The following is a 26482-nucleotide window of genomic DNA, read 5'->3' as shown; positions in this document are numbered from 1 at the left end:
CCGTTTGCCGGGTGACCGCGGCTCAGGTCACCCGGTTTATTATCAGCCGTGTTGGCGCATAAAGCGTGAACGCCAGGGTTTCAACACCCAAAGGGCCAGTGCGGCGGTGATAAAATCAAAGGAAATCGCCATGCCAAAAACAACGTGCCATCCTTGCGTGTGCTGATAAAGCAATGCCGCCAACGGGCCGCCAAAAATAGAGCCGATCCCTTGCGACATGTACAGCCAGCCATAGTTGGCGGTGGCGTTTTGGCTGCCGAAGGTATCGGTTAATGTGGCAGGGAACAAAGAAAATATCTCCCCCCAACCAAAAAACACCACCCCAGAAAGCAAAACGAATAACAGTGGATCCTCACGGCACATCAGCCACAGCGTCATTGCGACACCTTCGAGCGCAAAGGCGATAAACATGGTTTTTTCCCGGCCATAGCGATCGGAAATGAAACCGAACAATGGGCGAGTCAGCCCATTGGTGAAGCGATCTAGGGTTAACGCCAGGGGCAGCGCCGCCAGGCCAAAGACCACCGCCTGGCTGATGCCAAAATCTTCCGCGAAAATAGCCATCTGTGACGTCACCATCAATCCGGAGGTGGACATCATTGCCATCATGACAAACATCAGCCAGAACAGAGGCTGACGCAGCATTTCTTTTGACGTGAACTGGCGTTTATTCTGCTCCAGCTTGGTATTGGCGGGTTGCGCAGTAATATTGACCGGCACTTTCAACCCTTGGCTGGCCAGGAAACCCACCAGGGCAAAGAGGCCGCCGAAGACCATCATGGTCTGCTCAAGGCCGTAGGTCCCCAGGGAGATACTGATGGGGAAGGTGGTTAAAATCGCCCCCATGCCATATCCGGCAGCCACGGCTCCGGCGGCAAAACCGCGCTGTTGCGGAAACCACTTAACCATCAGCCCAACTACGCCGATATACACAATGCCGGTACCCAGCCCGCCGAGGCAGCCATAAACCAGATAAAGCTCAGTCAGGTCGCTGACCTGGGATGAAATAATCCAGCTAAATCCCGAAAGCAGCGTACCTATGGAGATTAATATCCGTGGCCCAAAGCGATCGATAAGCTTGCCCTGAAAGGGCGAGAAGAACGTTTGCAATATGATGAGCAGCGAAAAGGTGACCTGTAACGCAGGCAGATCAACCCCCAGTTTGGCCGACAGCGATTTGGTCAATAATGTCCAGACATATTGCGGGCTGGAAATCGCCGCCATACAGATCAATCCCAAAAGGAGTTGTGTCCACCGTTGATTGCTTTTTTCTATTACTGACTCGCTGACCAGGGTCATTTAAATCTCCCAAGATATAAGTGTTGTGTCTGTCGGTATGTCAGTGTGAGCATTAAGCGTGCCAGAATAAAAAACAAATAATAAAGTTGTTATTTAACAATCTGATATGTTTTATTTTTTTAGATTAAAGATACGTTTAAATTAAATTTTGGTGGGATTGATGAATGATATTTCGCACGGGTATAGTGCAGATGAGCAACCTTAGTGCGGCATTAATTAATATAATCGATAGGTTAAGTATAAATATTCCTAAATAGGGGAAGGGAATAGCTAATGATGACGCTGTGATGTTATGCATGCCTTTATGATGAACTGCATGTTTAGGGGGAGTCTGTAGCGAAGCCTGCATACCAACCGGGCATTCATGTAGGGCGGAATGCGCTTTCGGCTCAGGGGGGGCCAGCCAGTCAAATTTCACAGAAAATGATTGCCTTAGCGATTAACACCGCATTCTGCCGGCAAAGTTGCTTGCAGGGCGGTGATTTTTGTTTATCATTAGCTGTATATATATACAGTTAAGTTATGCATTATGAAGACACATCAACCCTGTTGCCCAGAACCCGATGCGATCATGCCAAGCCTTTACTATGGAGCGGTCTGACGATGTTTGCCCTGGTCGATGTGAACAGCTTTTATGCTTCCTGCGAGACGGTTTTTCGGCCGGATCTGAAGGGGCGGCCGGTGATAGTGCTGTCCAATAACGATGGTTGCGTGATTGCCCGCAGTGCCGAGGCCAAGATGCTGGGCGTGCCGATGGGGGCGCCGTATTTCAAGATCAAGGAGGAGATGCGCCGCCGCAATGTGGCGGTGTTCTCTTCCAACTACGCACTGTATGCCGATATGTCCCACCGGGTGATGAGCATTCTGGACGAGATGGCGCCGGCGGTAGAAATCTATTCGCTGGACGAAGCCTTTCTGTGGCTGGATGGCGTTAACCGCTGTGCCGATCTGGCGCAGTTTGGTCGCCAGGTGCAACAAAGGATTTTACAGGAGACGCATTTGGCCGTCGGCGTGGGCATCGCGCCCAGCAAGACGCTGGCCAAGTTGGCCAATTACGCAGCCAAGCGTTGGCCAGGCACCCGGGGTGTGGTGGATCTTTCGGATCCTGTCCGCCAACGCAAGCTGCTGGCGTTGATACCGGTAGAGGAAGTGTGGGGCGTCGGCCGCCGACTGACCCGGCAACTGCGTGCGATGGGGATTGAAAACGCATTGCAACTGGCGGACTGCGACACCCGGCTGGTACGCAAAACCTTCAGCGTGGTGCTGGAACGCACGGTGCGTGAGTTGCGCGGGGAATCCTGCCTGCAATGGGAGGATGAGGCCGCAGCCAGAGAGCAGATCATCTGTTCACGCTCGTTCGGCCAGCGGTTGACCCATTATCCGCATATGCGGGAGGCGATTTGCAGCTATGCGGAGCGCGCGGCGGAAAAACTGCGGCAAGACGAACGCTACTGCCGCAGCGTGTCGGTCTTTATCAAGACCAGCCCGCATTCCGCAGGCGAGGGTTACTACAGCAATCTGGGTACCGCCCGGTTGCAAACGCCGAGCAACGACAGCCGCGATATTATCGCCATGGCGGTGCGTGCGCTGGAAAGCATCTGGCGGGAGGGGCACCGTTACCTGAAAGGCGGCGTAATACTGGGGGATTTCAGCGCAGGCGCCATGGCGCAAATTGACTTGTTCGACGACTGCCCGCCACGGCGCAACAGCGGCCAACTGATGGCGACGCTGGACAAGCTCAACCGGGAAGGGCGCGGCCGCATCTGGTTTGCCGGGCAGGGCATCGCCAAACCCTGGCAGATGAAACGCGAAATGCTATCGCCGGCCTATACCACTAAATTTAGCGATATTCTCAGGGTCAGGATGGGCTGAGTCCGGCCCAATACCGAGCAGGGGATTGAGTCTTAAACCAGATTTTAGTGGTTTTCTGCTATATGAATTTACTTTTTTCTTAAGAACTCATAGATCCTTAAGGATAAAGAAACAAAAAAGTAGCCGGTGGCGAGGGTAACCATAAATTTGGATAGGCCCGCGGGTGCGGAGAACCCCAGGCCAGAGGCCATCACTCCGGCACCACTAAGGAAAGGGGAGATGGAAAGTATAGCGAAAAATATAATTATGGGCCTGATGATTTTGTCCATATATAACTCTTTGTTAATTTATAAGGCGACAGGTGTTAACTGCCGCCTTTAATTAATGAATTCCCAGGTGCTTGCGTTGTTTCAATTAAAGATTGGCAGTTTAACTCTCTATAGGAGACTTGCCGAAAGTGAACCTGGCAAAAAATATAAAAATAATTTTTTAGAGGTAACCCTTACCAGGAACAACTGCCGCCAGCGCTTGACCCGCACTTGTTGCCGCCTTTGCCCATTCCTACGTTGCCGCCGCCTTTACTGGTGTCCTGGAAACATTTTCCGGTAATCGCACCGCCAATCAATCCAGCGGCCACACCGGGTAATCCACCAAATACGCCCAATGCCGCACCAACGCCCATCCCATTGATACAGTCTGCCGAGGTATTGTTGGCGTAGTAATTACCTGAACCACTCTTGTTGTTGGAACTACTTCTACCCTTATTTCTTCCGCCATTGTCGGTACGATCGCCGCCATTATTACCGCGGCCGCCGGCGATAGAGTCTAACCAAATCGCATCAACTGTTTCCATAACCAACTCCTTTTGAATATATGATTTATTTTAAAACAGGCCTCTGTAAGGTGATTAATTATTATCTCATCGTAATCGTCATATCAAGTGTTATTTTATTAAATTAAGTTGGCAGGCTATTTATATTATTGGTTAGGGTAAGTCTAAACGTTAATTAATACTCGTAAGGTTAATCGGTATAGTTAATCTGTAATGTTCGTGCTCGACTTGTTATTTATTTGCGTTGTTCGCGGCTCTCGCGCCCGCGTTCTGTGTCAGGCGTGATATCTCTCCCGTACCTTTAGCGATACGGGATTACCCCAGCCACGCCAAGACCGAGATCTGCGAGGCAACTCTCGTTTATAGTCCTTCGGGTGTGAGGGTTCTGTACTATTGTTTTCTCTTTGCAGCACGTTCCACGCCGCTTCCGGCCGTGGTACCGCGGAGAATACAGATGAACAAACGAGAATTAGAAAGCGCGATTGTCACCGATTTTTCCAAACGCATGAGCTACGGCGATTACCTGTGCCTGGACCAGTTGCTGGATTGCCAGCATCCGCTGTCCAACCCGCAGCATCATGATGAAATGTTGTTCGTGGTGCAGCACCAAACCTCTGAACTGTGGATGAAACTGATGCTGCACGAACTGCAGGCGGCGCGGGCGCTGGTGCAGCAGGACAAGCTCAGCCACTGTTTCAAGATCCTGGCCAGGGTCAAACAGATCCAGCGGCTGCTGTTTGAACAGTGGGCGGTGCTGGAAACCCTGACGCCGTCGGAGTATGTAGAGTTTCGCGACGTGCTGGGCAACTCGTCGGGTTTTCAATCCCATCAGTACCGTTCCATCGAGTTTTTGCTGGGCAACAAGAATGCGGCCATGCTGGCGGTGTTCAGTAATGATGCGGAAAAACATGCGGCGCTGAAGGCGATCCTCGAAGCCCCAAGCCTGTACGACGAATACCTGCTTTACCTGTCACGCCACGGCCTGCCGATCCCGCAGGAGTGTATCGACCGCGACTGGACGCAGCCGTACCAGCGCAACCCAAATCTGTTGCCGGCGTTCAAAGAGATCTACGACCATCCGCAAAAATACTGGGAAGCCTATGAAATGGCCGAGAAACTGGTGGATATAGAAGAAAGCTTCCACCTGTGGCGTTTCCGTCATATGAAGACGGTGGAGCGGATTATCGGCTTCAAATCGGGTACCGGCGGCTCCAGCGGCGTCAGCTTCCTGAAAAAGGCGCTGGATCTGACTTTCTTCCCCGAACTGCTGGATGTGCGCACCGAAATTGGTGCTTAGCGAATCGGTGCAGAAGATATAACCGCAGGCCCGACGCATTGACATATGCGGATAACATATTTCCATAATCATATTGTCGCGTTTAGGCTGATACCCTACGAATTTAAACACAGCATAAGGTGTGACGATGGAGAGAGTATTGGTGACCGGCATCGAGCCGTTTGACGGGGACGACGTAAACCCTTCATGGCAGGTTGCACAGGCTCTGGCGGGGGAACGCATCGCCGGCGCGGAGGTGGTGGTGCGCGAGCTTGCCTGTGTGTTGGGGCGGTCCAACCAACAGCTGATTGCGGCGATCGAAGAGCTGCATCCCGTGGCGGTGATCTGCCTGGGGTTGGCCGGCGGGCGCGGGGAGATCTCCGTTGAGCGGGTGGCCGTCAACCTGATCGACGCCCGCATTCCCGATAACGCCGGTAAACAGCCGATAGACGTGCCGGTGGTAGAGGGCGGGCCGGTCGGTTACTTCGCTACGCTGCCGGTGAAGGCGATTGTGCATCACCTGCGCCGGCAGGGTATTCCGGCGGCAGTGTCTCATACTGCCGGTACCTATAACTGCAACCAGCTTTTTTACGGGCTGAGCCACCATATTGCCAGTCATCATCTGGCGATAAAAGGTGGGTTTATTCACATTCCGTACAGCCATGAACTGGCGGTCAATCATCCGGGCAAGCCGAGCATGGCGTTGGCGACCATGATCGAAGCGGTGCGCAGCATCGTGCATACCACGTTGACGAATGAAGAGGATTTGGCGATCGGTGGCGGCGCGCTGCACTGAGGCCGTTGGATTGAAGTCATACCAGGGCGTAGCGGACCGCTGCGCCCTGGCTTTCGGTTACTCGTCGGCGACGCGGATCACCAGCTTGCCGAAGTTTTTGCCCTGCAACAGGCCGATAAGCGCCTGCGGCGCATTTTCCAGCCCGTCGACCATATCCTCGCGGAATTTGATTTTTCCCTGCCCGACCCATTCGCCCATTTGCTGCAGGAAGTCGCCATATTCTGAACCATAGTCATCGAAAATAATAAAGCCCTGCATGCGGATGCGCTTGCGCAAAATCAGCCCCTGCAGCATCGGCAGGCGATCCGGGCCGTCGGGCAAACCGGTAGCGTTATAGTGGGCGATAATGCCGCAGACCGGAATACGTGCTCTGGCGTTCAGCAGCGGCATCACCGCATCGAATACCGCACCGCCGACGTTCTCGTAATAAATGTCGATCCCCTGTGGGCAGGCTGCGGCCAGCTGTTCGGCAAAATCGGCAGCCCGGTGATCGACACAGGCGTCGAAGCCCAGTTCTTCCACCACATAGCGGCATTTTTCCGCACCGCCCGCCACGCCGACCACGCGGCAACCCTTCAGCCTGGCTACCTGGCCAACGACCGAGCCGACGGCACCGCTGGCTGCGGCAACCACCAGGGTTTCACCGGGTTGCGGCCGGCCGATATCCAGCAGGCCCATATAAGCGGTAAAGCCCGGCATGCCCAGGACCCCGAGCAGGCGGGAAGGCTGTGTTTGCTGCGCGCCGAGGTTATGCAAGCCGTTGCCGTCAGACAGCGCATAGTCCTGCCAGCCATCGTAGCCCAGCACCCAGTCACCGGGTTTAAAATCCGGGTGTTGCGATGTAACAACGCGCGACACCGTGCCGCCGACCATGACCTGGCCGATCTCCACCGGTGGGGCGTAAGAAGGGGCATCGCTCATACGGCCGCGCATATAGGGATCAAGCGACAGATAAACGGTGCGTAAAAGCACCTGGCCGGTGGCGGGTTGAGGTATATCCGTCGTTTCCAGGCGGAAATTGTCTGCGGTAGGTTCACCGTGCGGACGTGAGGCCAGCAGGATGCGGCGATTTTGCTGTTCAGATTGAGACATCAGGAACTCCTTATGCGGACAGAATCCTAAGTCTAGTCAATCATCGGTAAGGGGAAATGGCCTAATGTGCTTCGGCGTCCCTTAAATCGGCAGGGCCATCACAGAACCAAAAGCGAGTCATGAAGAATAAGGGCGGCGTAGCGGCGGTCTTGCCATCAAGCCGCCGGGTATCAGAGCGGGACGATCAGCACGTCGATATGGCTGGTATTGATAAAGCGCGCCGCAGAACAGGAGATCTTGTTCATCATGCTGTCGCTGTGGTTGCCGCAGATCACCAGATCAAACGGCTGGCGCTGGCGGGCATAGCTCAGACTGTCGCTCAGTTCACCATGAACGATCAGCGTCTCGGTGATGGGATAATCGGCTCGCAGCCGCAACTCCTCCATAAACAGCAGCGTCTCTTCTTCCATCAGTGCTCGCAGATCGCCCAACATCGGCCCGGCGAAGTTGTTGTACATTTCCGGATTGGCAATCGTGCTCAGCAGGGTGATTTTGCCGTTGGAGGGGCGCACGATGGAGACGGCTTTTTCAACCAGGCGGTGGCTGTCAGCCGCCACGGCAACAGTAACCAGAACGTTTTGATATCCCATCTTCCACCCCCGTTTCCCATACTTAGGGTAAAGAGTAGAGCCTGATGCATTTGATAAATGTGGTTTGTATCACGCGCGACAATAAATCGGAGATTATTGCCGTTATTTAGCAATAAAAGATAAAGGGGCGTTCGCGCGCAATGAAGGAAAATTAAAACACCTGCGCCCACAGCGTTTTTGGCACCTTGCCAAGATCGAACAATTTACCGGCAACCAACTCGGCGCGACGATGATCGGCTGCGCGGTACATGTTACTGATTTCAATATCATTATCAATGGAGTAGTTCAGCTTGTCGTACACTTTTTCCACGCTGTCCAGACTGGAGCACTTGCGGAACGTCATCAGGTAATCGAAGGTATCAGTCATGATTAAAATATAGCCTGTTAATAGTTGTAGCCGGACGAAGAAACATCACGCGGTCATGCAGGGGTGAGCCAAAAGCGTGATGTGCGACCTGAAAATTAATTTCAAATAAATAAATTGCAATAGGGTAATAATCGGCTGCGTTACCAGCGCCTTTACGCCAAGAATAATAATATGCCCACGCGGTATCGGCAATGCCATCCTGCCGCTAAAGACGTGAATTAAGGAAAGTCTCAGATTGCAGGGGGAGGGCGTAAAGGGGACAGGGAGCAACGCGCCCTGAGCAAACCGGGGGCAAATGCTGGGTTACCCCCCTATGGCGGGGATGTTTTGCGTCACGCTGCAATCTTTCGGCGGGTGGCTGTATCCATCTGAAACTTCCGCTGGGAATCTTCAATCCTCTCACCGCTGGCGATGGCGATATGACCGGCACTATATGCATGAGCTCTCCGACGGTAGTGAATGACGAAACGGATCAACCCGGTGAGCAAAAATAAAAACAAACTTGCGCTTTATTTTATAGGGTTGCCAAAAATACGTTGGGAATTTTTATTGACCAAGAGGCGTCTGTTGAGATTTAAGCTTTTCGCCAATGAAGAAAAAATGATTAAAGTTTTAATTATCGCTGCCGATAAAACGTATCGGGGGATTTTTTAATAAAAATAAACCCAGGCTTGTCGCTTTAACTCTGCTTATCGAGAAACATATCGTTACCTCTGTTTTCTTGTTCACAACCTAAGCGAGTCCTCGTTAACCTAATATCCCCATTCGCTGAAAATTAAAACAGGCAATCTGCCGTTTTTTAAGTCAAATCCGAAACCCAACACCCTTATAGTTTTCATGGGTTACTTTGTTGTTGTTGATAGTTTATTGTTAATTAAACGGTTATTTATACTGTGTTTATTGCCTGTAAGCAGATTTTTGTTCTGTTATTTTGGTTTGGTAATGCTTTTGTTCGAATTGATCTAAAAATGATATGTTTTTGGCTTATATACATTGTTTTTAAGACGTTTTTTTACTTATGGCGGCTTTTTGAGCAAAAACACGGGTGAAAAATGGCCGAATAAGCGGGGGTTTGGCTTAATTATTTTTTATTTTTGTGATCCGCATCACATTGTATTTAAAATTGCCTCTTACTTACATTGTGTGTGCTAATGGTTCGGGGGTAGAGTTGCGCTGCTTTAGGAATAATCTTATTAATTTTGTAAAAATAGTTTCATGGTGACTACACACTATCGAAGCAAAATGCTGTACATCCATACACGTTGGTTTACGCACGTATCAAATACTGAATGATGGTCCGAATTTAGAGATGTTGAAAAATTTATAACGGCCGTTATTCAGGGATTCATTTGCCAACTTCGGGAACAAACCCAGGTCACGGGCGATAAAAATTATCACCCAGCGTATGTTTTTAAACATAGTCTGTCGGGATGGGGAATATGGGTACGTCTGAATTACTTAAGCATATTTATGACATAAATTTGTCATATTTACTTTTAGCACAGCGTCTGATTAATGATGAAAAAGCATCGGCAATGTTCCGTCTGGGTATCGACGAAGCCATGGCCGACGCGCTCGCTCAACTCACGTTACCGCAAATGGTCAAACTGGCTGAGACTAACCAGTTGGTCTGTCACTTCCGTTTTAACGAAAGCCATACCATCGAGCGCCTGACGAAAGAGTCACGCGTGGACGATCTGCAGCAAATCCATACGGGCATTTTGCTATCAAGCCATTTACTGCAAGAACTATCGGATAAAAACGGTAGTGCGACGAAGAAAAGAGCCTGATGATGGTAGAGAAAAGTATTGTTCAGGAAGCCAAGGACATTCAGCTGGCTATGGAATTGATTACGCTGGGTGCGCGTTTGCAGATGCTGGAAAGCGAAACCCAGCTCAGCCGCGGGCGGTTGATCAAACTCTATAAGGAATTGCGCGGCAGCCCGCCGCCGAAGGGGATGTTGCCGTTCTCTACCGACTGGTTTATGACCTGGGAACAGAACATCCATTCGTCCATGTTTTACAACGCCTACAGTTTCTTGATGAAGAGCGGGCATTGCACCGGCGTTGAGGCGGTGATCAAAGCCTATCGTCTGTATCTGGAGCAGTGTCCGCACCAGCCGGGGGAGACGCCGCTGTTGGCGCTGACCCGCGCCTGGACGCTGGTGCGCTTCGTCGATAGCGGCATGTTGCAGCTCTCCGCCTGCAACTGCTGCGGCGGCACTTTCATCACCCACGCACACCAACCCTTGAACAGTTTTGTTTGCAGTTTATGCCAGCCTCCTTCCCGCGCAGTAAAAAGACGTAAACTTTCGCCGCAACTGGCCGATATTATTCCTCAACTGCTGGACGAGCAGGTTAAACGCGCAATTTGAGCCGGCGGCAGCGCCGGTTCAGCCAGATCTGAACAGACTTGTGAAACGCAGGGTTCGGCATACCGAACCCGCAGGCGCAGCCTGGCCTGCTGCGGCCTTGCGGCTCAAAAGCGCGCTTATCCCACCTTCCATCCACATTGTTAATTTAAGGAATGCGTGTGTTAGTTATTTTGGGTTATCTCGTGGTATTGGGTGCGGTCTTTGGCGGGTACCTGATTGTGGGGGGACATCTCGGTGCGCTTTATCAACCGGCGGAGTTTTTGATTATCGGCGGTGCAGGCATCGGCGCCTTTATCGTAGGTAACAACGGTAAGGCGATAAAATCCACCCTGCGCGCCATTCCCAAGCTGATGCGTCGTTCAAAGTACAGCAAGGATCTGTATATGGATCTGATGGCGCTGCTGTATCGGCTGCTGGCCAAATCCCGTCAGCAGGGCATGCTGTCCCTCGAGTTCGATATCGATAACCCGCAGGAAAGTGAAATTTTCTCTAATTATCCCCGCATCCTTGCCGATAACACCCTGGTGGAATTTATAACCGATTACTTACGGCTGATGGTGAGCGGCAACATGAATGCGTTTGAGATTGAAGCGCTGATGGATGAAGAGATCGAAACCTTCGAACAGGAAAGCGAGGTACCGGCAGGCAGCCTGGCGATGGTCGGCGACTCGTTGCCGGCGTTCGGCATTGTGGCGGCGGTAATGGGCGTGGTGCATGCGCTGGCCTCGGCCGATCGCCCGGCGGCCGAGTTGGGGGCGCTTATCGCCAACGCGATGGTCGGTACTTTCCTCGGCATTTTGCTGGCCTACGGTTTCATCTCGCCGCTGGCGACCCTGCTGCGGCAGAAAAGCGCGGAAAACGTCAAAATGATGCAGTGCATCAAGGTAACGCTGCTGTCGAGCCTGAACGGTTATGCACCGCAGATTGCGGTCGAATTCGGCCGTAAAACGCTGTACACCACCGAGCGACCGTCCTTCGTTGAGCTGGAAGAGCACGTGCGCCGGGTGAAAGCGCCGGTGCAGCAGGCGACGGAAGAAGAACAGGTATGAAGCAGAATCACCCGGTTGTGCTGGTCAGGAAACGCAAATCGCATCATGCGGCGCACCACGGTGGCTCCTGGAAGATTGCTTATGCTGACTTTATGACCGCCATGATGGCGTTCTTCCTGGTGATGTGGTTGTTGGCGATCGCCAGCCCGCAGGAGCTGACGCAAATCGCCGAATATTTTCGCACGCCGTTGAAGGTGGCGCTGACCACCGGCGACAAGAGCAGTTCGGAGAGCAGCCCGATCCCGGGGGGCGGGGATGATCCCACCCAGCAGGAGGGGCTGGTGAAAAAACAGATCGAGACGCTGGAGAAGCGCGACGAGGAACTGCGCCTCAACAAGCTGCGGGAAAAACTCGATGAGCTGATTGAGTCCGACCCGCGCCTGAAAGCGCTGCGCCCGCATCTGCTGATCAACATGATGGATGAAGGCTTGCGCATTCAGATCATCGATAGCCAGAACCGGCCCATGTTCAAAACCGGCAGCGCGCAGGTGGAAAGCTACATGCGCGACATCCTGCGGGCGATTGCGCCGATCCTGAATGACCTGCCGAATAAAATCAGCCTGTCTGGCCATACCGATGACATTCCCTATGCCACCGGCGAGCGCGGCTACAGCAACTGGGAGTTGTCAGCCGATCGTGCCAACGCCTCACGGCGCGAGCTGATCGCCGGTGGGCTGTCGGAGGGCAAAGTGCTGCGGGTGGTGGGCATGGCCGCGACCATGAGCCTGAAACAGCACGGCGCCGATGATGCCATCAACCGCCGCATCACCGTGCTGGTACTGAACAAGCAAACCCAGCAGGGCATTGAACACGAAAATGCCGAAAGCAACGCGATGGGCGTCGCCCGGCCGGTAGACCTGAAGCCTTTGGCACCGTCGGCGACGGCCCCGGCCACCCTTATCACTCCGGAGCAGCCGGTGGCTGTCCCTTCACCGACTAACAGCGACTCACAGCAGAGGTGACCCCGTGAGCATGGATATTAGCGCTTTTTATCAGACCTTTTTTGATGAAGCAGATGAGCTGCTGGCCGACATGGAGCAACACCTGCTGGAGCTGGATCCGCTGGCCCCGGACATTGAACCGCTGAACGCCATTTTCCGCGCAGCGCACTCGATCAAGGGCGGCGCGGCGACCTTCGGCTTTTCGGTGCTGCAGGAAACCACCCATCTGCTGGAGAACTTGCTGGACGGTGCGCGGCGTCAGGAGATGAGCCTGAGCACTGAAATTATCAACCTGTTTCTGGAAACCAAAGACATTATGCAGGAGCAACTGGACGCCTATAAAACGTCGCAAAAACCAGACGCCGACAGCTTTGAATATATCTGTCAGGCGTTGCGGCAGCTTGCGCTGGACGCACAGCAGCAGGATGCTCCCGCTGCGCTTGCGTTGACGGAAACTGCTGTCGCCGCGCCTTCGGCGATAGAAGGCGGGATGCGGGTTTGCCTTAGTGGCCTGAAGCCGAATGAAATCCCGCTGATGCTGGAAGAGTTGGGCAACCTGGGCGAGGTGAAAAATCCGCAGCAGACCGAAAGCAGCCTGGAAGCGACGCTGCTGACTTCCGCCAGCGAAGAGGATATCAGCGCGGTGTTGTGTTTCGTGCTGGAGCCGGAGCAAATCAGCTTCGCCACGCCGCCGCCGGCCGAGTTGCCGCCGGCAGCGCCGCAGCCCCTTGCCGTTCAGGCCGCAGAGCCGCCGGTAGCCAAACCGGTACCTGCGGCTGCCGAAGCGCCGAAGGTTCGCGCCAAGGCCGGCGAATCTACCAGCATCCGCGTGGCGGTGGAGAAAGTTGACCAATTGATCAACCTGGTGGGGGAACTGGTGATCACCCAGTCGATGCTGGCGCAGCGTTCCGGCAGCCTGGACCCGGTCAACCACGGCGATCTGCTCAACAGCATGAGCCAGCTGGAGCGTAACGCGCGCGATCTGCAAGAGTCGGTGATGTCGATCCGCATGATGCCGATGGAATACGTGTTCAGCCGTTTTCCGCGCCTGGTGCGCGATCTGGCCGGCAAGCTGAACAAGCAGGTGGAGCTGCAGTTGCAGGGCAGTTCTACCGAGCTGGACAAGAGCCTGATCGAACGCATTATCGATCCCCTGACGCACCTGGTGCGCAACAGCCTGGATCACGGCATTGAAGACCCGGCCACGCGCGTTGCTGCCGGTAAATCGGCAGTGGGTAATCTGGTTCTGTCGGCGGAGCATCAGGGCGGCAATATCTGCATTGAGGTGACCGACGACGGCGCCGGGCTGAACCGGGCAAAAATTCTCGCCAAGGCGGCGTCGCAGGGGTTGGCGGTCAGCGACAGCATGAGTGATGAAGAGGTCGGCATGCTGATCTTCGCACCGGGTTTTTCCACCGCAGAGCAGGTGACCGACGTGTCCGGCCGCGGTGTCGGCATGGACGTGGTGAAGCGAAATATTCAGGAAATGGGTGGGCATGTAGAAATCCATTCGCAGGCAGGCAAGGGCACCGCCATTCGCATTTTGCTGCCGTTGACGCTGGCGATCCTCGACGGTATGTCGGTCAAGGTGAACGATGAAGTGTTTATCCTGCCGCTCAACGCGGTAATGGAATCGTTGCAGCCGCAGGCCGAAGACCTGCATCCGTTGGCCGGTGGCGAACGGGTGTTGCAGGTGCGCGGCGAATATCTGCCGCTGGTGGAGCTGTTCCGGGTGTTCGAGGTGGCAGGCGCCAAAACCGACGCCACGCAGGGCATTGTGGTGATCCTGCAAAGCGCCGGCCGCCGCTATGCGTTGCTGGTGGATCAACTGATCGGCCAGCATCAGGTGGTGGTGAAGAACCTGGAAAGCAACTATCGCAAAGTGCCGGGGATCTCCGCCGCGACCATTCTGGGCGACGGCAGCGTGGCGCTGATTGTCGATGTGTCGGCGCTGCAAACGCTGAACCGCGAACAACGACTGACGGACGCGGCTGCATAATAATTAATCGATTGGTGTAGAGGTGAATGATATGGCAGGACTGGCAACCGTCAGCAAATTGGCTGGCGAAACGGTAGGGCAGGAATTCCTGATTTTTACCTTGGGCAATGAGGAATATGGCATCGATATCCTCAAGGTGCAGGAGATCCGCGGATACGATCAGGTTACGCGCATTGCCAATACGCCGGCCTTTATCAAGGGCGTTACCAACCTGCGTGGCGTGATTGTGCCGATTATCGATCTGCGGGTGAAATTTGCCCAGCAGGACGTGTCCTACGATGAAAACACCGTAGTGATCGTGCTGAACTTTGGCCTGCGGGTGGTGGGGATTGTGGTTGACGGCGTATCCGACGTGCTGTCGTTGACCACCGAACAGATCCGCCCGGCACCGGAATTCGCCGTAACGCTGGCCACCGAATACCTGACCGGCCTGGGATCGCTGGGCGATCGCATGCTGATTCTGGTGGATATCGAAAAGTTGCTGAGCAGCGAAGAGATGTCGCTGGTCGACAGCGTGGCGAAAAGCGCCTGATTCACTGTGAGACGGGTTCAGCATGCGGCAATTGCTCTGCGCCGCATGCTGCGCTCAAAAACGGGCAGCGCCTGGTGATGCACGTGGGCAGGGCTGCCAGACTAATCGATATCCTTCAATCGCAGCACGTATTTTTTCCAGACACGGCAGGTCACCAGCAAGTAGCCGGCAGCGAACAGCGCCGCAACCGTGGCACTACGCAACAGGCTGATCTGCGTCGTTGAGCTCAACAGGCTGCTCAGCAGATTGATGATCAAGAATCCTGCAAAGACCCACGCCGCCCGTTTGATTCGTCGACTCTCCATCTCGTTCTCACAAAGGCTTTCCGATGATGACAGGATGTTACGCCTGGCAGGCGCACGAACCAAGCCCTCGTTAGGGAGGCGTATGCTGCCCCCAACCAAAAATAGTTACCTCCTCGCATAAAGTTCTGCCCCCTCGCGCCGATAACTCTGTCAATCAACAGACTCCGGGCCTGTCCGCGCGGGCTTTCAACAAGGGAAAACATGTTTAATCGTATGAAGGTGGTCACCAGCCTGTTGCTGGTGCTGGTGTTATTTGGCGCCTTGCAGCTGGTTTCGGGCGGGCTCTTTTTCTCCTCACTGAAGAATGACAAGGAAAACTTCACCGTATTGCAGACCATTCGCCAGCAGCAGTCCGAGCTGAACGAAAGCTGGGTTAACCTGCTGCAAACCCGCAACACGCTGAATCGTGCGGGTATCCGCTACATGATGGACGCCAATAAAATTGGCAGCGGCGCCAGCGTTACCGAACTGCTGGCTGCGGCCAAGAACAACCTGGTGGTGGCGGAACAACATTATGCCGCCTATGACAAAATCCCTTTAAATCCTCGCCAGGATGCGCAGTCTGCCGAAAAACTCAAACAGCAATACGGCATTTTGCACGGCGCGTTGTCCGAGTTGGTCCAACTGCTGGGCGAAGGCAAGATCAACGCTTTCTTTGACCAGCCGACGCAAAGCTATCAGAACGGCTTTGAAGAGATCTACAACACCTACCTGGCGCAAAACGACAAGCTCTACCAAACCGCGGTGGAAGACAGCAACAATTCCTTCAGCTTCGCTGTCTGGACGCTGGTCGTGGTGTTGGTCGTGGTGCTGGCGGTGATCGTATTGGTATGGAGCGGCATTCACCACATTTTGGTGCGCCCGCTGAACCGCATGATCGAGCACATCAAAATGATTGCCGCCGGCGATCTGACCCAACCGATCGCCGTGACCAGCCGCAATGAAATGGGTGTGTTGGCTGCCAGCCTCAAACACATGCAGAGCGAACTGATCGAGACCGTCAGCGGCGTGCGTCAGGGGGCCGATGCCATCTACAGCGGTGCCTCCGAAATTGCCGCCGGCAATAACGATCTCTCTTCCCGTACCGAACAGCAAGCTGCCTCGCTGGAAGAAACTGCCGCCAGCATGGAACAGTTGACCGCCACGGTGAAACAGAACGCCGAAAACGCCCGTCAGGCCAGCCAACTGGCGCTGAGCGCCTCCGAAACCGCGCAGAAGGGCGGCAAAGTGGTGGCCAACGTGGTGCAGACCATGCACGACATTGCCGGCAGTTCGCAGAAAATTGCCGACATTACCGGCGTTATCGACGGCATTGCTTTCCAGACCAACATTCTGGCACTGAATGCGGCGGTAGAAGCGGCGCGCGCCGGCGAACAGGGCCGTGGTTTTGCCGTCGTAGCGGGCGAAGTGCGTAACCTGGCCCAGCGCAGCGCGCAGGCAGCGAAGGAAATCAAAGGCCTGATCGAAGACTCCGTCAGTCGCGTCGATATGGGCTCGGTACTGGTGGAAAGCGCCGGTGAAACCATGGGCGACATCGTCAACGCGGTCACCCGCGTCACCGACATCATGGGTGAAATCGCCTCGGCGTCCGACGAACAGAGCCGCGGTATCGATCAGGTCGGCCAGGCGGTGGCGGAAATGGACCGCGTCACCCAGCAAAACGCCTCGCTGGTCGAAGAATCCGCTTCTGCGGCGGCGGCATTGGAAGAGCAAGCCAGCATGCTGACCCAGTCGGTGGCGGTGTTCCGACTGAAAGCGGAAGGCAAGGACGAATTCAAAATGCCCGCCGGCAAAACGGTCGTTACCCCGGTAATCAATCATAAAAAAACGAACGCCAGCGATCTGCAGGATAACTGGGAAACGTTCTAACCGGCATTGGGCCTCCTCGCCCGTTCCGGAGGAGGCTTATTCCCCGTCGTAAGCTGGCCGTCGGCCGGCTGCAAGGAGGTTCACAGTGTTTAACCGAATCCGCGTCTCTACCAGCCTGTTTCTGTTGTTGATGACTTTTTGTGTTATGCAGTTGGCCACCAGCGGCTTGTCGTACACCGCTTTCCGTTCCGATCACTACAATCTCAACCTGATCACGCTCGGCAGCCAGCAGCGCGATGCCCTCAGCCTGAGCTGGGTCTCATTGTTGCAGGCCCGCAATACGCTGAACCGCGCCGGTACCCGCTCGGCGCTCAAGTTGCCGCAAGAGCAGGTGAATGCGCTGATGGGCAATGCGCGCAGTTCACTGCAGAAAGCCGATCTCTATTTCAACCAGTTCCTGGCGGTACCGCGCCACAGCGAGCAGGAACAGCAACTGACCGAAACCACCCAGGCCAGCTATGACCAGCTGCGCAGCGCGCTGCGTGAGCTGATTGGCTTCCTGGAGAACAACAATCTGCAGGCGTTTATGGACCAGCCGACGCAGAAAACCCAGGACCTGTTTGAGGCCGACTTTGTCCAGTATCTGCAACTGGTGAATGCCAACGTCGATGCGGCCAATGCCGCCAATCAGCAATCCTTCACTTTATCGGGGTGGCTGGTGGGCGGTGCGGTGCTGATGCTTATCCTGGTGACCGGCAGCGCCCTGTGGTGGCTGCGCAATATGCTGGTGCAACCGCTGAATATCATGCGCAGCCATTTTGACCGCATCGCCGGCGGCGATCTGGCTACGCCGATCCAGGTTTATGGCCGCAATGAGATCAGCCAGCTTTTCGCCAGCCTGCAGCGCATGCAGCAGTCGCTGATTGGCACCGTCGGCGCAGTGCGTGATGGCGCAGAATCCATTCTGATTGGCCTGCAGGAAATCTCCGAGGGTAACAACGATCTCTCTTCGCGCACCGAACAGCAGGCCGCCTCGCTGGAGGAAACCGCCGCCAGCATGGAGCAGTTGACCGCCACGGTGAAGCAGAATGCCGACAACGCACGCCAGGCCTCGCAACTGGCGCGTGATGCCTCCGCCACGGCAGCCAAGGGCGGCGAAATGGCCGGCGACGTGGTGACCACCATGCAGGATATCGCCAACAGTTCGCAGAAAATCGGCGCCATTACTAGCGTGATCGACGGCATTGCTTTCCAAACCAACATTCTGGCGCTGAACGCGGCGGTGGAAGCGGCGCGTGCCGGCGAACAAGGACGCGGTTTTGCGGTGGTGGCCGGCGAGGTACGCAATCTGGCCAGCCGCAGCGCGCAGGCGGCAAAAGAAATCAAAGGGTTGATCGACGAATCGGTCAGCCGCGTGAAACAGGGTTCGGTGCTGGTGGAAAGCTCCGGCGCCACCATGCAGGACATCGTGCGTTCGGTCACCCGGGTTACCGACATTATGGGCGAAATCGCCTCGGCGTCCGATGAACAGAGCCGCGGCATCGAGCAGGTCACGCAGGCGGTGACCCAAATGGATCAGGTGACCCAGCAGAACGCCGCGCTGGTGGAGGAAGCCGCTTCGGCGGCGGCCGCACTGGAAGATCAGGCGATAACCATGGCCGACGCAGTATCGGTATTCCGCCTGGCGGACGATAACTTCGCTGCGCCGGGCAACAATCAAGACGCAGTTTCACCCGTGGTAAAGGAAGCCTCAGATTGTCAAACCGCATAAGCAGCACGTTTTTTATGAGTAATAGGGCATGAAACAGGCGCCGTCGACCCCTAACCGGGATCCTGGATCCATGCTGACGCAGATGGCCCAGCGCCTGCCGCTGTTGGACGTGCATTTTCGGCGTATCAGCCAACTGATTTACCAGCGCGCCGGCATTGTGCTGGCGGAGCACAAGCGCGAGATGGTCTACAACCGCCTGGTGCGCCGTCTGCGGTTGCTGGGGCTGAACGACTTTGGCGATTACCTGGCGCTGCTGGAAAGCGATCCGAACAGCGCCGAATGGCAGGCGTTTATCAATGCGCTGACCACCAATCTGACGGCATTTTTCCGCGAAGCGCACCACTTCCCGATCCTGGCGGAGCATGCGCGCCAGCGGCCCAACGGCTATTGCGTGTGGAGCACGGCGGCATCGACCGGGGAAGAGCCGTATTCGATTGCCATCACCCTGAACGAAGTACTGGGGCAACGTGCCGGTGGTTGCCAGGTATGGGCCAGCGATATCGATACCCAGGTGCTGGAAAAGGCCGAAGCCGGCGTTTACCGCCACGAAGATCTGCGTACCCTGACGCCGGCGCAGATGCAGCGTTATTTTCTGCGTGGTACCGGGCCGCATCAGGGGTTGGTGCGGGTACGGCCGGAACTGGCGGCGCGGGTGAATTTCCAGTCGCTCAACCTGCTGGCGCCGGAATGGGCGCTGCCGGGGCAGTTTGACGCCATTTTTTGCCGCAATGTGATGATCTATTTCGATAAGGCGACGCAGGAGCGCATCCTGCGCCGCTTCGTGCCCTTGCTTAAACCGGGGGGCCTGATGTTTGCCGGTCACTCCGAGAATTTCAGCCAGATCAGCCGGGATTTCTACTTGCGTGGGCAGACCGTGTATGGCCTGACCAAGGAGAGGTAATGAGTAAAATCAGAGTATTGAGCGTAGACGATTCGGCCCTGATGCGGCAGTTGATGACCGAAATTGTGAACAGCCATCCCGATATGGAGATGGTAGCGGCCGCGCCGGATCCGCTGGTGGCGCGCGACATGATCAAAAAGTTTAATCCGCAGGTGCTGACGCTGGACGTCGAAATGCCGCGCATGGACGGCCTGGATTTCCTGGAAAAACTGATGCGCTTGCGGCCGATGCCGGTGGTGATGGTGTCGTCGCTGACAGGCCTTGGATCGGAAATCACCCTGCGCGCGCTGGAGCTGGGGGCGGTGGATTTCGTCACCAAACCGCAGTTGGGTATCCGCGAAGGCATGCTGGCTTACAGCGAACTGATTGCCGAGAAAATCCGTACGGCGGCCAAGGCGCGGCTGCCGCAACGTTCTAACGGCCCGGCACCGGCGATCCTTAGCCATACGCCGTTGCTGAGCAGCGAAAAGCTGATCGCCATCGGCGCCTCCACCGGCGGTACCGAAGCGATCCGTCAGGTGTTGCAACCGCTGCCTGCCACCAGCCCGGCTCTGTTGATCACCCAGCATATGCCGCCGGGTTTTACCCGTTCGTTTGCCGAACGGTTGAACAAGCTGTGCCAGATCACGGTGAAAGAAGCCGAGGACGGTGAGCGCGTGCTGCCGGGTCATGCCTATATCGCGCCGGGCGATCGCCATCTGGAACTGTCGCGCAGCGGCGCCAACTATCAGGTGAAGCTGAATGACGGCCCGCCGGTCAATCGCCATCGGCCTTCGGTGGATGTGCTGTTCCGCTCTGTCGCGCAGCACGCCGGGCGTAATGCGGTGGGCGTGATCCTGACCGGCATGGGCAATGACGGGGCGGCGGGCATGCTGGAAATGCACCGCGCCGGCGCTTATACCCTGGCGCAGAACGAGGCCAGCTGCGTGGTGTTCGGCATGCCGCGCGAGGCTATCGCCACCGGTGGGGTGAACGAAGTGGTGGAGCTGGATCGCATGAGCCAACGCATGCTGGCGCAGATTGCCGGTGGGCAGGCGCTACGCATTTGATTTTATATTGTCGCCTTACGGCGGCGGTTTTGCACAATTGAACGGTTAACACCTTGGGAGTGAACATGGCAGATAAGAACCTCAGATTTCTGGTGGTGGACGATTTCTCCACTATGCGTCGCATCGTCAGAAATTTGCTGAAAGAGTTGGGTTTCAACAATGTTGAAGAGGCTGAGGACGGCGCGGACGCGCTGAACAAGCTGCGTGCCGGCGGTTTCGATTTCGTGGTGTCTGACTGGAACATGCCGAATATGGACGGCCTCGAACTGCTGCAGACCATTCGCGCCGATGGCGCATTGGCGGCGATGCCGGTGCTGATGGTGACGGCGGAAGCCAAGAAAGAAAACATTATCGCGGCGGCGCAGGCCGGGGCCAGCGGTTACGTGGTGAAACCTTTCACGGCGGCGACGCTGGAAGAAAAGCTCAATAAGATCTTTGAAAAACTGGGCATGTAAGGAGAGGGTGATGAGAGACATTCCAATGCCTGCCAGCGATGCGGCGACTGCGGGAGAGATAATCTCCCGCATTGGTCAACTGACGCGCATGTTGCGCGACAGCATGCGTGAACTGGGGCTCGATCAGGCGATCGCCCAGGCGGCAGAGGCAATCCCGGATGCACGCGATCGGCTTGATTACGTGGTCACCATGACGGCGCAGGCGGCGGAACGGGCGTTGAACTGCGTGGAGGCGGCGCAGCCGCGCCAGGCGGAACTGGAGTCAGAGGCCAAAGCCCTCAAAGGGCGCTGGGACGACTGGTTTGCCGATCCGATCGAACTGGCCGATGCGCGCGCGCTGGTCACCGACACCCGCCAGTATCTGGACCAGGTGCCGGAGCATACGGCATTCACCAACGCCCAGTTGCTGGAAATCATGATGGCGCAGGACTTCCAGGATCTGACCGGCCAGGTGATTAAACGCATGATGGATGTGGTGCAGGAGATCGAAAAGCAGCTGCTGATGGTGCTGATGGAAAATATTCCTGAACAGCCGACGAAGGAGAAAAAACCGAACGACAGCCTGCTCAACGGCCCGCAGCTCGATCACAACGGCGCCGGCGTGATCGCCAACCAGGCGCAGGTAGATGACCTACTCGATAGCCTCGGTTTCTGATAAGGGTTGGGGCACGGCGCAGGTCGTGCCCAACTGACGGATCCTCTGCGCAATGGCTCGCAACGTCAAAAGTATATGGCATTGCTATATACACCAGGGCGGTTATAATTTAAGCCAATTCAGCGGGAGGAAATGATATGACTTTAGGATCAGTGTTTACCAATAATCGCACTCAGGCAGTGCGTTTACCGGCAGAGGTGCGTTTCCCTGACTCGGTATCCAGGGTCACCGTGCGTGTGGTTGGCAAAGAGCGCATTCTTTCTCCGGTGGAAAATACCTGGGACAGCTTCTTCTGTGCGGAAAACGACGCTAGCGAGGATTTTCTCACCGAAAGGGCCGAACAGCATCAGCCTGAGCGGGAAAGTTTCTGATGTTTAGCCATATGCTGGATACCAATATGGTTATCTATGTCATCAAGCGCCGGCCGTTTGAAGTGCTGGAGATGTTCAATCAGCACGCCGGCAACATGGTAATCTCATCGATCACTTACGCGGAGTTGATCCACGGGGTAGAAAAAAGTGCCCGGCCGGCCGCGAACTCGCGGGTGATTGACGACTTCGTTTCACGATTGGATATCCTCGATTACGGCCCCAAGGCCGCTGCGCATTACGGTAATATCCGCAGTGCACTTGAACGGCAGGGCACGCCTATTGGTGTCAACGACCTGCATATTGCCGGACACGCGCGCAGCGAAGGTTTGATTCTTGTTAGCAATAACATGCGTGAATTTGAACGTGTCGAAGGCCTGCGCCTCGAGAATTGGTTGTAAATCTTACCCTCCGGGTACTGCCCATCCCCCAAATAACCCGCCTTTTCCCCCGTTGTTCCATCAATGAAATCAGCATTTTTTTGGCATGCTGGCCGCAATTTTATTCCCCCCCGGCACAGGAAGCGCGCCCGTGGCTGAAGACAGCGATCTGGAAAAAAGCGAGGCCCCCACTGCCCACCGGATGGAAAAGGCGCGCGAGGAGGGCCAGATCCCGCGTTCGCGCGAGCTGACGTCGGTGTTGATGCTGGTCGCGGGGCTGTCGATCATCTGGGTTGCCGGCGGCAACATGGCGCAGCAACTGGCGGCGATGCTGACCCAAGGGCTGAATTTCGATCACGCGATGGTCAGCAACGACAAACAGATGCTGCGCCAACTGGGCATGCTGTTGCGGCAGGCGGTGTGGGCGTTGCTGCCGATCATGGCAGGGCTGGTGTTGGTGGCGCTCACCGCGCCGATGCTGCTGGGCGGCCTGTTGTTAAGCGGCAAATCGCTCAAGTTTGATGTAAAACGCATGAACCCGCTGTCGGGGCTGAAGAGAATATTTTCCAGCCAGGTGTTGGCGGAACTGCTTAAGGGCATTTTGAAGGCGACGCTGGTGGGGTGGATCACCGGGTTGTACCTGTGGCACAACTGGGCGGAGATGCTGCATCTGGTGACGCAACAGCCGCTCGATGCGCTTGGCAATGCGCTGCGCATGATCATTTTCTGCGGCTTGCTGGTGGTGCTCGGGCTAACACCAATGGTGGCGTTCGATGTGTTTTATCAACTGTGGAGCCATTTTAAAAAGCTGAAAATGACCAAACAGGACATCCGCGACGAGTTCAAGGATCAGGAAGGCGATCCGCACGTTAAAGGCCGCATCCGCCAGCAGCAGCGCGCTATTGCCCGACGGCGCATGATGGCCGACGTGCCGAAAGCCGACGTGATAGTCACCAACCCTACGCATTACGCCGTGGCGTTGCAGTATAACGACCAAAAAATGAGTGCGCCGAAAGTGCTGGCCAAAGGCGCCGGCGAAGTTGCGCTGCGGATTCGCGAACTGGGCGCGGAACACCGTATTCCGATGCTGGAAGCGCCGCCGCTGGCGCGTGCACTGTATCGGCACAGTGAGATTGGACAACACATCCCGGCCACCCTGTATGCCGTCGTGGCCGAAGTGCTGGCCTGGGTTTACCAACTGCGACGCTGGCGGCGCGAAGGCGGCCTGATCCCGAAAAAACCTGAACGTTTACCGGTGCCGGAAGCACTGGATTTTGCTGGAGAGAGTAACTCTAATGGCTAATTTAGCCGCCTTGCTTCGCTTGCCGGGCAGTTTTAAAGATACGCAGTGGCAGGTGCTGGCCGGCCCGATCCTGATCCTGATGATCCTGTCGATGATGGTGCTGCCGTTGCCGGCATTTATCCTCGATCTGTTATTCACCTTCAATATTGCCTTATCGATCATGGTATTGCTGGTAGCGATGTTTACCCAGCGCACGCTGGAATTCGCCGCCTTTCCTACCATATTGCTGTTCTCGACCCTGTTGCGCCTGTCGCTCAACGTGGCGTCGACGCGCATCATCCTGATGGAAGGACATACCGGCTCCGCCGCCGCCGGCCGCGTGGTGGAGGCTTTCGGCCACTTCCTGGTGGGCGGCAACTTCGCCATCGGCATCGTGGTGTTCATTATTTTGGTGTTGATCAACTTTATGGTCATCACCAAGGGTGCCGGGCGTATCGCCGAAGTGGGCGCGCGCTTTGTGCTGGACGGCATGCCCGGCAAGCAGATGGCGATCGACGCCGATCTCAACGCCGGTCTGATCGGTGAAGAAGAGGCGAAAAAACGCCGCTCCGAGGTAACGCAAGAGGCCGACTTCTACGGCTCGATGGACGGCGCCAGCAAGTTCGTACGCGGCGATGCGGTCGCCGGGCTGATGATCATGATACTGAACGTGGTCGGCGGCCTGCTGGTTGGGGTGATCCAGCACGGCATGGAACTGGGTACGGCGGCGGAAACTTACACCCTGCTGACTATCGGTGACGGCCTGGTGGCGCAGATCCCGGCGTTGGTGATTTCGACTGCCGCCGGCGTTATCGTGACCCGCGTGGCGACCGATCAGGACGTGGGCGAGCAGATGGTCGGCCAACTGTTCAACAACCCACGCGTGATGTTGCTCAGTGCCGCCGTGCTCGGCCTGCTGGGCCTGGTACCGGGGATGCCGAACCTGGTGTTCCTGCTGTTTACCGCTGCCCTGTTGGGGCTGGCCTGGTGGCTGCGCGGGCGCGATCAACAAGCGCCGAAGGTGCAGGAGGCACCCTTGGCGCAGGATAATCCGCAGGCGGTGGAGGCCAGTTGGTCAGACGTACAACTGGAAGATCCGCTGGGTATGGAGGTGGGTTACCGGCTGATCCCGATGGTGGATTTCCAGCAGAACGGCGAACTGCTCGGGCGCATTCGCAGCATCCGTAAAAAATTCGCCCAGGAGATGGGCTACCTGCCGCCGGTAGTGCACATTCGCGATAACCTCGAATTGCCGCCGGCCGGCTACCGCATCCTGATGAAGGGGGTAGAAATCGGCAGCGGTGAAGCGCAACCGGGGCGCTGGTTGGCGATTAACCCCGGCAATGCGGTGGGCGAATTGCCGGGGGATAAAACCGTCGATCCGGCCTTTGGGCTGGAAGCGGTATGGATTGACAGCGCGCTGCGTGAACAGGCGCAGATCCAGGGCTTTACCGTGGTGGAAGCCAGCACCGTGGTGGCGACCCATCTCAATCATTTGATTGGCCAGTTCGCCAGCGAGCTGTTTGGCCGGCAGGAAACCCAGCAGTTGCTGGATCGCGTAGCGCAGGATATACCGAAATTGACCGAAGATTTCGTACCGGGCGTGGTGTCGCTAACTACCTTGCATAAGGTATTGCAGAACCTGCTGGCGGAAAGGGTCTCGATCCGTGACATGCGCACCATTATCGAAACGCTGGCGGAGCATGCGCCGTCACAAACCGACCCCTACGAGCTGACCACCGTGGTGCGGGTTGCGTTGGGGCGGGCGATCACCCAGCAATGGTTCCCGGGCAACGGCGAAATTCAGGTCATTGGTCTGGACACCCAGCTCGAGCGCTTATTGTTACAGGCGTTGCAGGGCGGTGGCGGATTGGAACCGGGGCTGGCGGATCGCCTGCTGGATCAGGCCAAACAGGCGTTGCAGCGGCAAGAAATGCTCAGCGCGCCACCGGTGTTGTTGGTGAACCACGCGCTGCGGGCGTTGTTGGCGCGCTTCCTGCGCCGCAGCCTGCCGCAGATGGTGGTGCTGTCTAATCTGGAAATCAACGACGATCGCCAAATCCGCATGACGTCGACCATCGGAGCCGCATAGTGAAACACTGTTTGCCGTTGCTCTGCCTGTTGGTGCCGCTTGGCGCGCAGGCGGTGTCGGGATCCTGGGTGGCCGACGGCGTCGGTGCCACGCTGGAATATGGCGGCGTACGCGGCCAATCGACTGGCTTGCGCAGCCCTTACGCATTGCCGGACCCGAATGCGCGCATCACCAGCGTCAGTTGGCGCTACCGCTTGCTGGCCGCCGAACCGGCCGGGTTGCAAGTACAGCTCTGTACGCTGACTCGCTGTATTGCATTGGGCGGCGGCAGCGGCAGCAGCAATGGGCTGAACGGGGAACTGGCCAATGCCGAATTGCGCTTTGTTTATTACGTGCAGGCGCGCGGCGGGTTGAATCCACCGCTGCGGGTGATTGGCAATCAGGTGATTGTGAATTACCAGTGATGTATAAGCTGCGACGGCATCAGGGAACAGAGTGGGTACAGCCTAAGTAGCT

27 protein-coding genes are annotated in these 26482 nt (G+C 56.1%); 21 read left to right on the top strand and 6 right to left on the bottom strand.

What is annotated here, in order from left to right; all coding sequences use genetic code 11:
- Window positions 1–42: 42 nt before the first annotated feature.
- On the bottom strand, window positions 43–1299 hold the full coding sequence (oxlT, locus tag D4100_RS09995; RefSeq protein WP_119804228.1) for an oxalate/formate MFS antiporter: 1257 nt from the start codon (window positions 1297–1299) through the stop codon (window positions 43–45).
- Window positions 1300–1902: 603 nt separating this feature from the next.
- Between oxlT and umuC the strand changes: the two genes are divergently transcribed.
- On the top strand, window positions 1903–3171 hold the full coding sequence (gene umuC, locus D4100_RS09990) for a translesion error-prone DNA polymerase V subunit UmuC (protein ID WP_119804227.1): 1269 nt from the start codon (window positions 1903–1905) through the stop codon (window positions 3169–3171).
- A 442-nt stretch (window positions 3172–3613) separates the two neighbouring features.
- On the opposite strand, the gene D4100_RS09980 is transcribed toward umuC, so the two are convergent.
- Window positions 3614–3964, bottom strand: a complete 351-nt coding sequence (locus D4100_RS09980; RefSeq protein ID WP_119804225.1) for a hypothetical protein — start codon at window positions 3962–3964, stop codon at window positions 3614–3616.
- Window positions 3965–4397: 433 nt separating this feature from the next.
- On the opposite strand from D4100_RS09980, the gene kynA reads away from it, so the two are divergent.
- Both kynA and pcp read left to right on the top strand, forming a co-directional pair.
- Window positions 4398–5240: a tryptophan 2,3-dioxygenase gene (kynA, locus tag D4100_RS09975; RefSeq protein ID WP_006326156.1), complete on the top strand. Its 843-nt coding sequence runs from the start codon at window positions 4398–4400 to the stop codon at window positions 5238–5240.
- A 127-nt stretch (window positions 5241–5367) separates the two neighbouring features.
- On the top strand, window positions 5368–6015 hold the full coding sequence (gene pcp, locus D4100_RS09970; RefSeq protein WP_119804224.1) for a pyroglutamyl-peptidase I: 648 nt from the start codon (window positions 5368–5370) through the stop codon (window positions 6013–6015).
- Window positions 6016–6072: 57 nt separating this feature from the next.
- Here the strand turns inward: pcp and D4100_RS09965 are convergent, their stop codons facing one another.
- The 3 genes from D4100_RS09965 to ydgT all read right to left on the bottom strand — a co-directional run bounded on the left by D4100_RS09965 (window position 6073) and on the right by ydgT (window position 8064).
- Entirely contained in the window at window positions 6073–7107 is a 1035-nt protein-coding gene (locus D4100_RS09965; protein ID WP_006319162.1) for an NADP-dependent oxidoreductase, read from the bottom strand.
- A 170-nt stretch (window positions 7108–7277) separates the two neighbouring features.
- On the bottom strand, window positions 7278–7697 hold the full coding sequence (gene uspC, locus D4100_RS09960) for a universal stress protein UspC (protein ID WP_119804223.1): 420 nt from the start codon (window positions 7695–7697) through the stop codon (window positions 7278–7280).
- Between the two features lie 151 nt (window positions 7698–7848).
- Window positions 7849–8064: a transcription modulator YdgT gene (ydgT, locus tag D4100_RS09955; protein ID WP_006319160.1), complete on the bottom strand. Its 216-nt coding sequence runs from the start codon at window positions 8062–8064 to the stop codon at window positions 7849–7851.
- Window positions 8065–8544: 480 nt separating this feature from the next.
- Here ydgT and D4100_RS25675 point away from each other — a divergent pair, with 480 nt between their 5' ends.
- The 7 genes from D4100_RS25675 to cheW all read left to right on the top strand — a co-directional run bounded on the left by D4100_RS25675 (window position 8545) and on the right by cheW (window position 14959).
- On the top strand, window positions 8545–8718 hold the full coding sequence (locus D4100_RS25675) for a hypothetical protein (protein ID WP_158586340.1): 174 nt from the start codon (window positions 8545–8547) through the stop codon (window positions 8716–8718).
- A 785-nt stretch (window positions 8719–9503) separates the two neighbouring features.
- Window positions 9504–9854: a flagellar transcriptional regulator FlhD gene (gene flhD, locus D4100_RS09940; RefSeq protein ID WP_006319158.1), complete on the top strand. Its 351-nt coding sequence runs from the start codon at window positions 9504–9506 to the stop codon at window positions 9852–9854.
- Window positions 9854–10438: a flagellar transcriptional regulator FlhC gene (flhC, locus tag D4100_RS09935; RefSeq protein ID WP_158586339.1), complete on the top strand. Its 585-nt coding sequence runs from the start codon at window positions 9854–9856 to the stop codon at window positions 10436–10438. The genes flhD and flhC overlap by 1 nt, the downstream gene beginning before the upstream one ends.
- Window positions 10439–10596: 158 nt before the next feature.
- On the top strand, window positions 10597–11487 hold the full coding sequence (motA, locus tag D4100_RS09930) for a flagellar motor stator protein MotA (RefSeq protein ID WP_119804219.1): 891 nt from the start codon (window positions 10597–10599) through the stop codon (window positions 11485–11487).
- Window positions 11484–12449, top strand: a complete 966-nt coding sequence (gene motB, locus D4100_RS09925; protein WP_006319152.1) for a flagellar motor protein MotB — start codon at window positions 11484–11486, stop codon at window positions 12447–12449. Before motA ends, motB begins: the two co-directional genes overlap by 4 nt.
- A 4-nt stretch (window positions 12450–12453) precedes the next feature.
- On the top strand, window positions 12454–14427 hold the full coding sequence (gene cheA / locus D4100_RS09920; RefSeq protein ID WP_119804218.1) for a chemotaxis protein CheA: 1974 nt from the start codon (window positions 12454–12456) through the stop codon (window positions 14425–14427).
- A 31-nt stretch (window positions 14428–14458) separates the two neighbouring features.
- Window positions 14459–14959, top strand: a complete 501-nt coding sequence (gene cheW, locus D4100_RS09915) for a chemotaxis protein CheW (protein ID WP_004946138.1) — start codon at window positions 14459–14461, stop codon at window positions 14957–14959.
- A 101-nt stretch (window positions 14960–15060) separates the two neighbouring features.
- Here the strand turns inward: cheW and D4100_RS09910 are convergent, their stop codons facing one another.
- Window positions 15061–15264, bottom strand: coding sequence for a hypothetical protein (locus tag D4100_RS09910; RefSeq protein WP_043912987.1), 204 nt, complete (start codon window positions 15262–15264; stop codon window positions 15061–15063).
- Window positions 15265–15465: 201 nt separating this feature from the next.
- On the opposite strand from D4100_RS09910, the gene tsr reads away from it, so the two are divergent.
- The 11 genes from tsr (at window position 15466) to D4100_RS09855 (ending at window position 26430) form a co-directional block, all read left to right on the top strand.
- The gene (tsr, locus tag D4100_RS09905) at window positions 15466–17133 is read left to right on the top strand and encodes a methyl-accepting chemotaxis protein (RefSeq protein WP_006321488.1); all 1668 of its coding nucleotides are present in this window, start codon (window positions 15466–15468) and stop codon (window positions 17131–17133) included.
- Window positions 17134–17218: 85 nt separating this feature from the next.
- The gene (locus tag D4100_RS09900; RefSeq protein ID WP_119804217.1) at window positions 17219–18844 is read left to right on the top strand and encodes a methyl-accepting chemotaxis protein; all 1626 of its coding nucleotides are present in this window, start codon (window positions 17219–17221) and stop codon (window positions 18842–18844) included.
- A 28-nt stretch (window positions 18845–18872) separates the two neighbouring features.
- Complete coding sequence (cheR, locus tag D4100_RS09895) at window positions 18873–19745, top strand: protein-glutamate O-methyltransferase CheR (protein WP_006321486.1); 873 nt, start codon at window positions 18873–18875, stop codon at window positions 19743–19745.
- On the top strand, window positions 19745–20794 hold the full coding sequence (locus D4100_RS09890) for a protein-glutamate methylesterase/protein-glutamine glutaminase (protein WP_006321485.1): 1050 nt from the start codon (window positions 19745–19747) through the stop codon (window positions 20792–20794). The genes cheR and D4100_RS09890 overlap by 1 nt, the downstream gene beginning before the upstream one ends.
- Before the next feature lie 65 nt (window positions 20795–20859).
- Entirely contained in the window at window positions 20860–21249 is a 390-nt protein-coding gene (gene cheY, locus D4100_RS09885; protein WP_006326141.1) for a chemotaxis response regulator CheY, read from the top strand.
- A 10-nt stretch (window positions 21250–21259) separates the two neighbouring features.
- On the top strand, window positions 21260–21904 hold the full coding sequence (gene cheZ, locus D4100_RS09880; RefSeq protein ID WP_119804216.1) for a protein phosphatase CheZ: 645 nt from the start codon (window positions 21260–21262) through the stop codon (window positions 21902–21904).
- 137 nt (window positions 21905–22041) lie between these two features.
- Entirely contained in the window at window positions 22042–22275 is a 234-nt protein-coding gene (vapB, locus tag D4100_RS09875; protein WP_006321482.1) for a type II toxin-antitoxin system VapB family antitoxin, read from the top strand.
- A complete protein-coding gene (vapC, locus tag D4100_RS09870) occupies window positions 22275–22673 on the top strand; it encodes a type II toxin-antitoxin system tRNA(fMet)-specific endonuclease VapC (RefSeq protein ID WP_006321481.1) in 399 nt (132 codons plus the stop codon). Before vapB ends, vapC begins: the two co-directional genes overlap by 1 nt.
- 130 nt (window positions 22674–22803) lie before the next feature.
- Window positions 22804–23955: a flagellar biosynthesis protein FlhB gene (gene flhB / locus D4100_RS09865; RefSeq protein WP_119804215.1), complete on the top strand. Its 1152-nt coding sequence runs from the start codon at window positions 22804–22806 to the stop codon at window positions 23953–23955.
- Window positions 23948–26026 (top strand): flagellar biosynthesis protein FlhA, encoded by a 2079-nt coding sequence (gene flhA, locus D4100_RS09860; RefSeq protein WP_006321478.1) that lies wholly within the window; start codon window positions 23948–23950, stop codon window positions 26024–26026. The genes flhB and flhA overlap by 8 nt, the downstream gene beginning before the upstream one ends.
- Window positions 26026–26430 carry a flagellar protein FlhE gene (locus D4100_RS09855; protein WP_119804214.1) on the top strand — a complete coding sequence of 135 codons (405 nt, stop codon included), beginning with the start codon at window positions 26026–26028 and terminating at the stop codon, window positions 26428–26430. Before flhA ends, D4100_RS09855 begins: the two co-directional genes overlap by 1 nt.
- Window positions 26431–26482 lie beyond the last annotated feature (52 nt).

Source organism: Serratia inhibens (genome assembly GCF_003591175.1).
Classification (GTDB): Bacteria; Pseudomonadota; Gammaproteobacteria; order Enterobacterales; family Enterobacteriaceae; genus Serratia; species Serratia inhibens.
The sequence above is the reverse complement of the archived record's forward strand: the minus strand, read 5'-3'. Positions and strand labels throughout refer to the sequence as shown.

What these genes read in the sequence shown, in the direction of transcription:
- oxlT (WP_119804228.1), bottom strand. Translation starts at nt 1,299, where the DNA reads ATGACCCTGGTCAGCGAGTCAGTAATAGAAAAAAGCAATCAACGGTGG.
- umuC (WP_119804227.1), top strand. Translation starts at nt 1,903, where the DNA reads ATGTTTGCCCTGGTCGATGTGAACAGCTTTTATGCTTCCTGCGAGACG.
- D4100_RS09980 (WP_119804225.1), bottom strand. Translation starts at nt 3,964, where the DNA reads ATGGAAACAGTTGATGCGATTTGGTTAGACTCTATCGCCGGCGGCCGC.
- kynA (WP_006326156.1), top strand. Translation starts at nt 4,398, where the DNA reads ATGAACAAACGAGAATTAGAAAGCGCGATTGTCACCGATTTTTCCAAA.
- pcp (WP_119804224.1), top strand. Translation starts at nt 5,368, where the DNA reads ATGGAGAGAGTATTGGTGACCGGCATCGAGCCGTTTGACGGGGACGAC.
- D4100_RS09965 (WP_006319162.1), bottom strand. Translation starts at nt 7,107, where the DNA reads ATGTCTCAATCTGAACAGCAAAATCGCCGCATCCTGCTGGCCTCACGT.
- uspC (WP_119804223.1), bottom strand. Translation starts at nt 7,697, where the DNA reads ATGGGATATCAAAACGTTCTGGTTACTGTTGCCGTGGCGGCTGACAGC.
- ydgT (WP_006319160.1), bottom strand. Translation starts at nt 8,064, where the DNA reads ATGACTGATACCTTCGATTACCTGATGACGTTCCGCAAGTGCTCCAGT.
- flhD (WP_006319158.1), top strand. Translation starts at nt 9,504, where the DNA reads ATGGGTACGTCTGAATTACTTAAGCATATTTATGACATAAATTTGTCA.
- flhC (WP_158586339.1), top strand. Translation starts at nt 9,854, where the DNA reads ATGATGGTAGAGAAAAGTATTGTTCAGGAAGCCAAGGACATTCAGCTG.
- motB (WP_006319152.1), top strand. Translation starts at nt 11,484, where the DNA reads ATGAAGCAGAATCACCCGGTTGTGCTGGTCAGGAAACGCAAATCGCAT.
- cheW (WP_004946138.1), top strand. Translation starts at nt 14,459, where the DNA reads ATGGCAGGACTGGCAACCGTCAGCAAATTGGCTGGCGAAACGGTAGGG.
- D4100_RS09910 (WP_043912987.1), bottom strand. Translation starts at nt 15,264, where the DNA reads ATGGAGAGTCGACGAATCAAACGGGCGGCGTGGGTCTTTGCAGGATTC.
- tsr (WP_006321488.1), top strand. Translation starts at nt 15,466, where the DNA reads ATGTTTAATCGTATGAAGGTGGTCACCAGCCTGTTGCTGGTGCTGGTG.
- cheR (WP_006321486.1), top strand. Translation starts at nt 18,873, where the DNA reads ATGAAACAGGCGCCGTCGACCCCTAACCGGGATCCTGGATCCATGCTG.
- D4100_RS09890 (WP_006321485.1), top strand. Translation starts at nt 19,745, where the DNA reads ATGAGTAAAATCAGAGTATTGAGCGTAGACGATTCGGCCCTGATGCGG.
- cheY (WP_006326141.1), top strand. Translation starts at nt 20,860, where the DNA reads ATGGCAGATAAGAACCTCAGATTTCTGGTGGTGGACGATTTCTCCACT.
- cheZ (WP_119804216.1), top strand. Translation starts at nt 21,260, where the DNA reads ATGAGAGACATTCCAATGCCTGCCAGCGATGCGGCGACTGCGGGAGAG.
- vapB (WP_006321482.1), top strand. Translation starts at nt 22,042, where the DNA reads ATGACTTTAGGATCAGTGTTTACCAATAATCGCACTCAGGCAGTGCGT.
- vapC (WP_006321481.1), top strand. Translation starts at nt 22,275, where the DNA reads ATGTTTAGCCATATGCTGGATACCAATATGGTTATCTATGTCATCAAG.
- flhA (WP_006321478.1), top strand. Translation starts at nt 23,948, where the DNA reads ATGGCTAATTTAGCCGCCTTGCTTCGCTTGCCGGGCAGTTTTAAAGAT.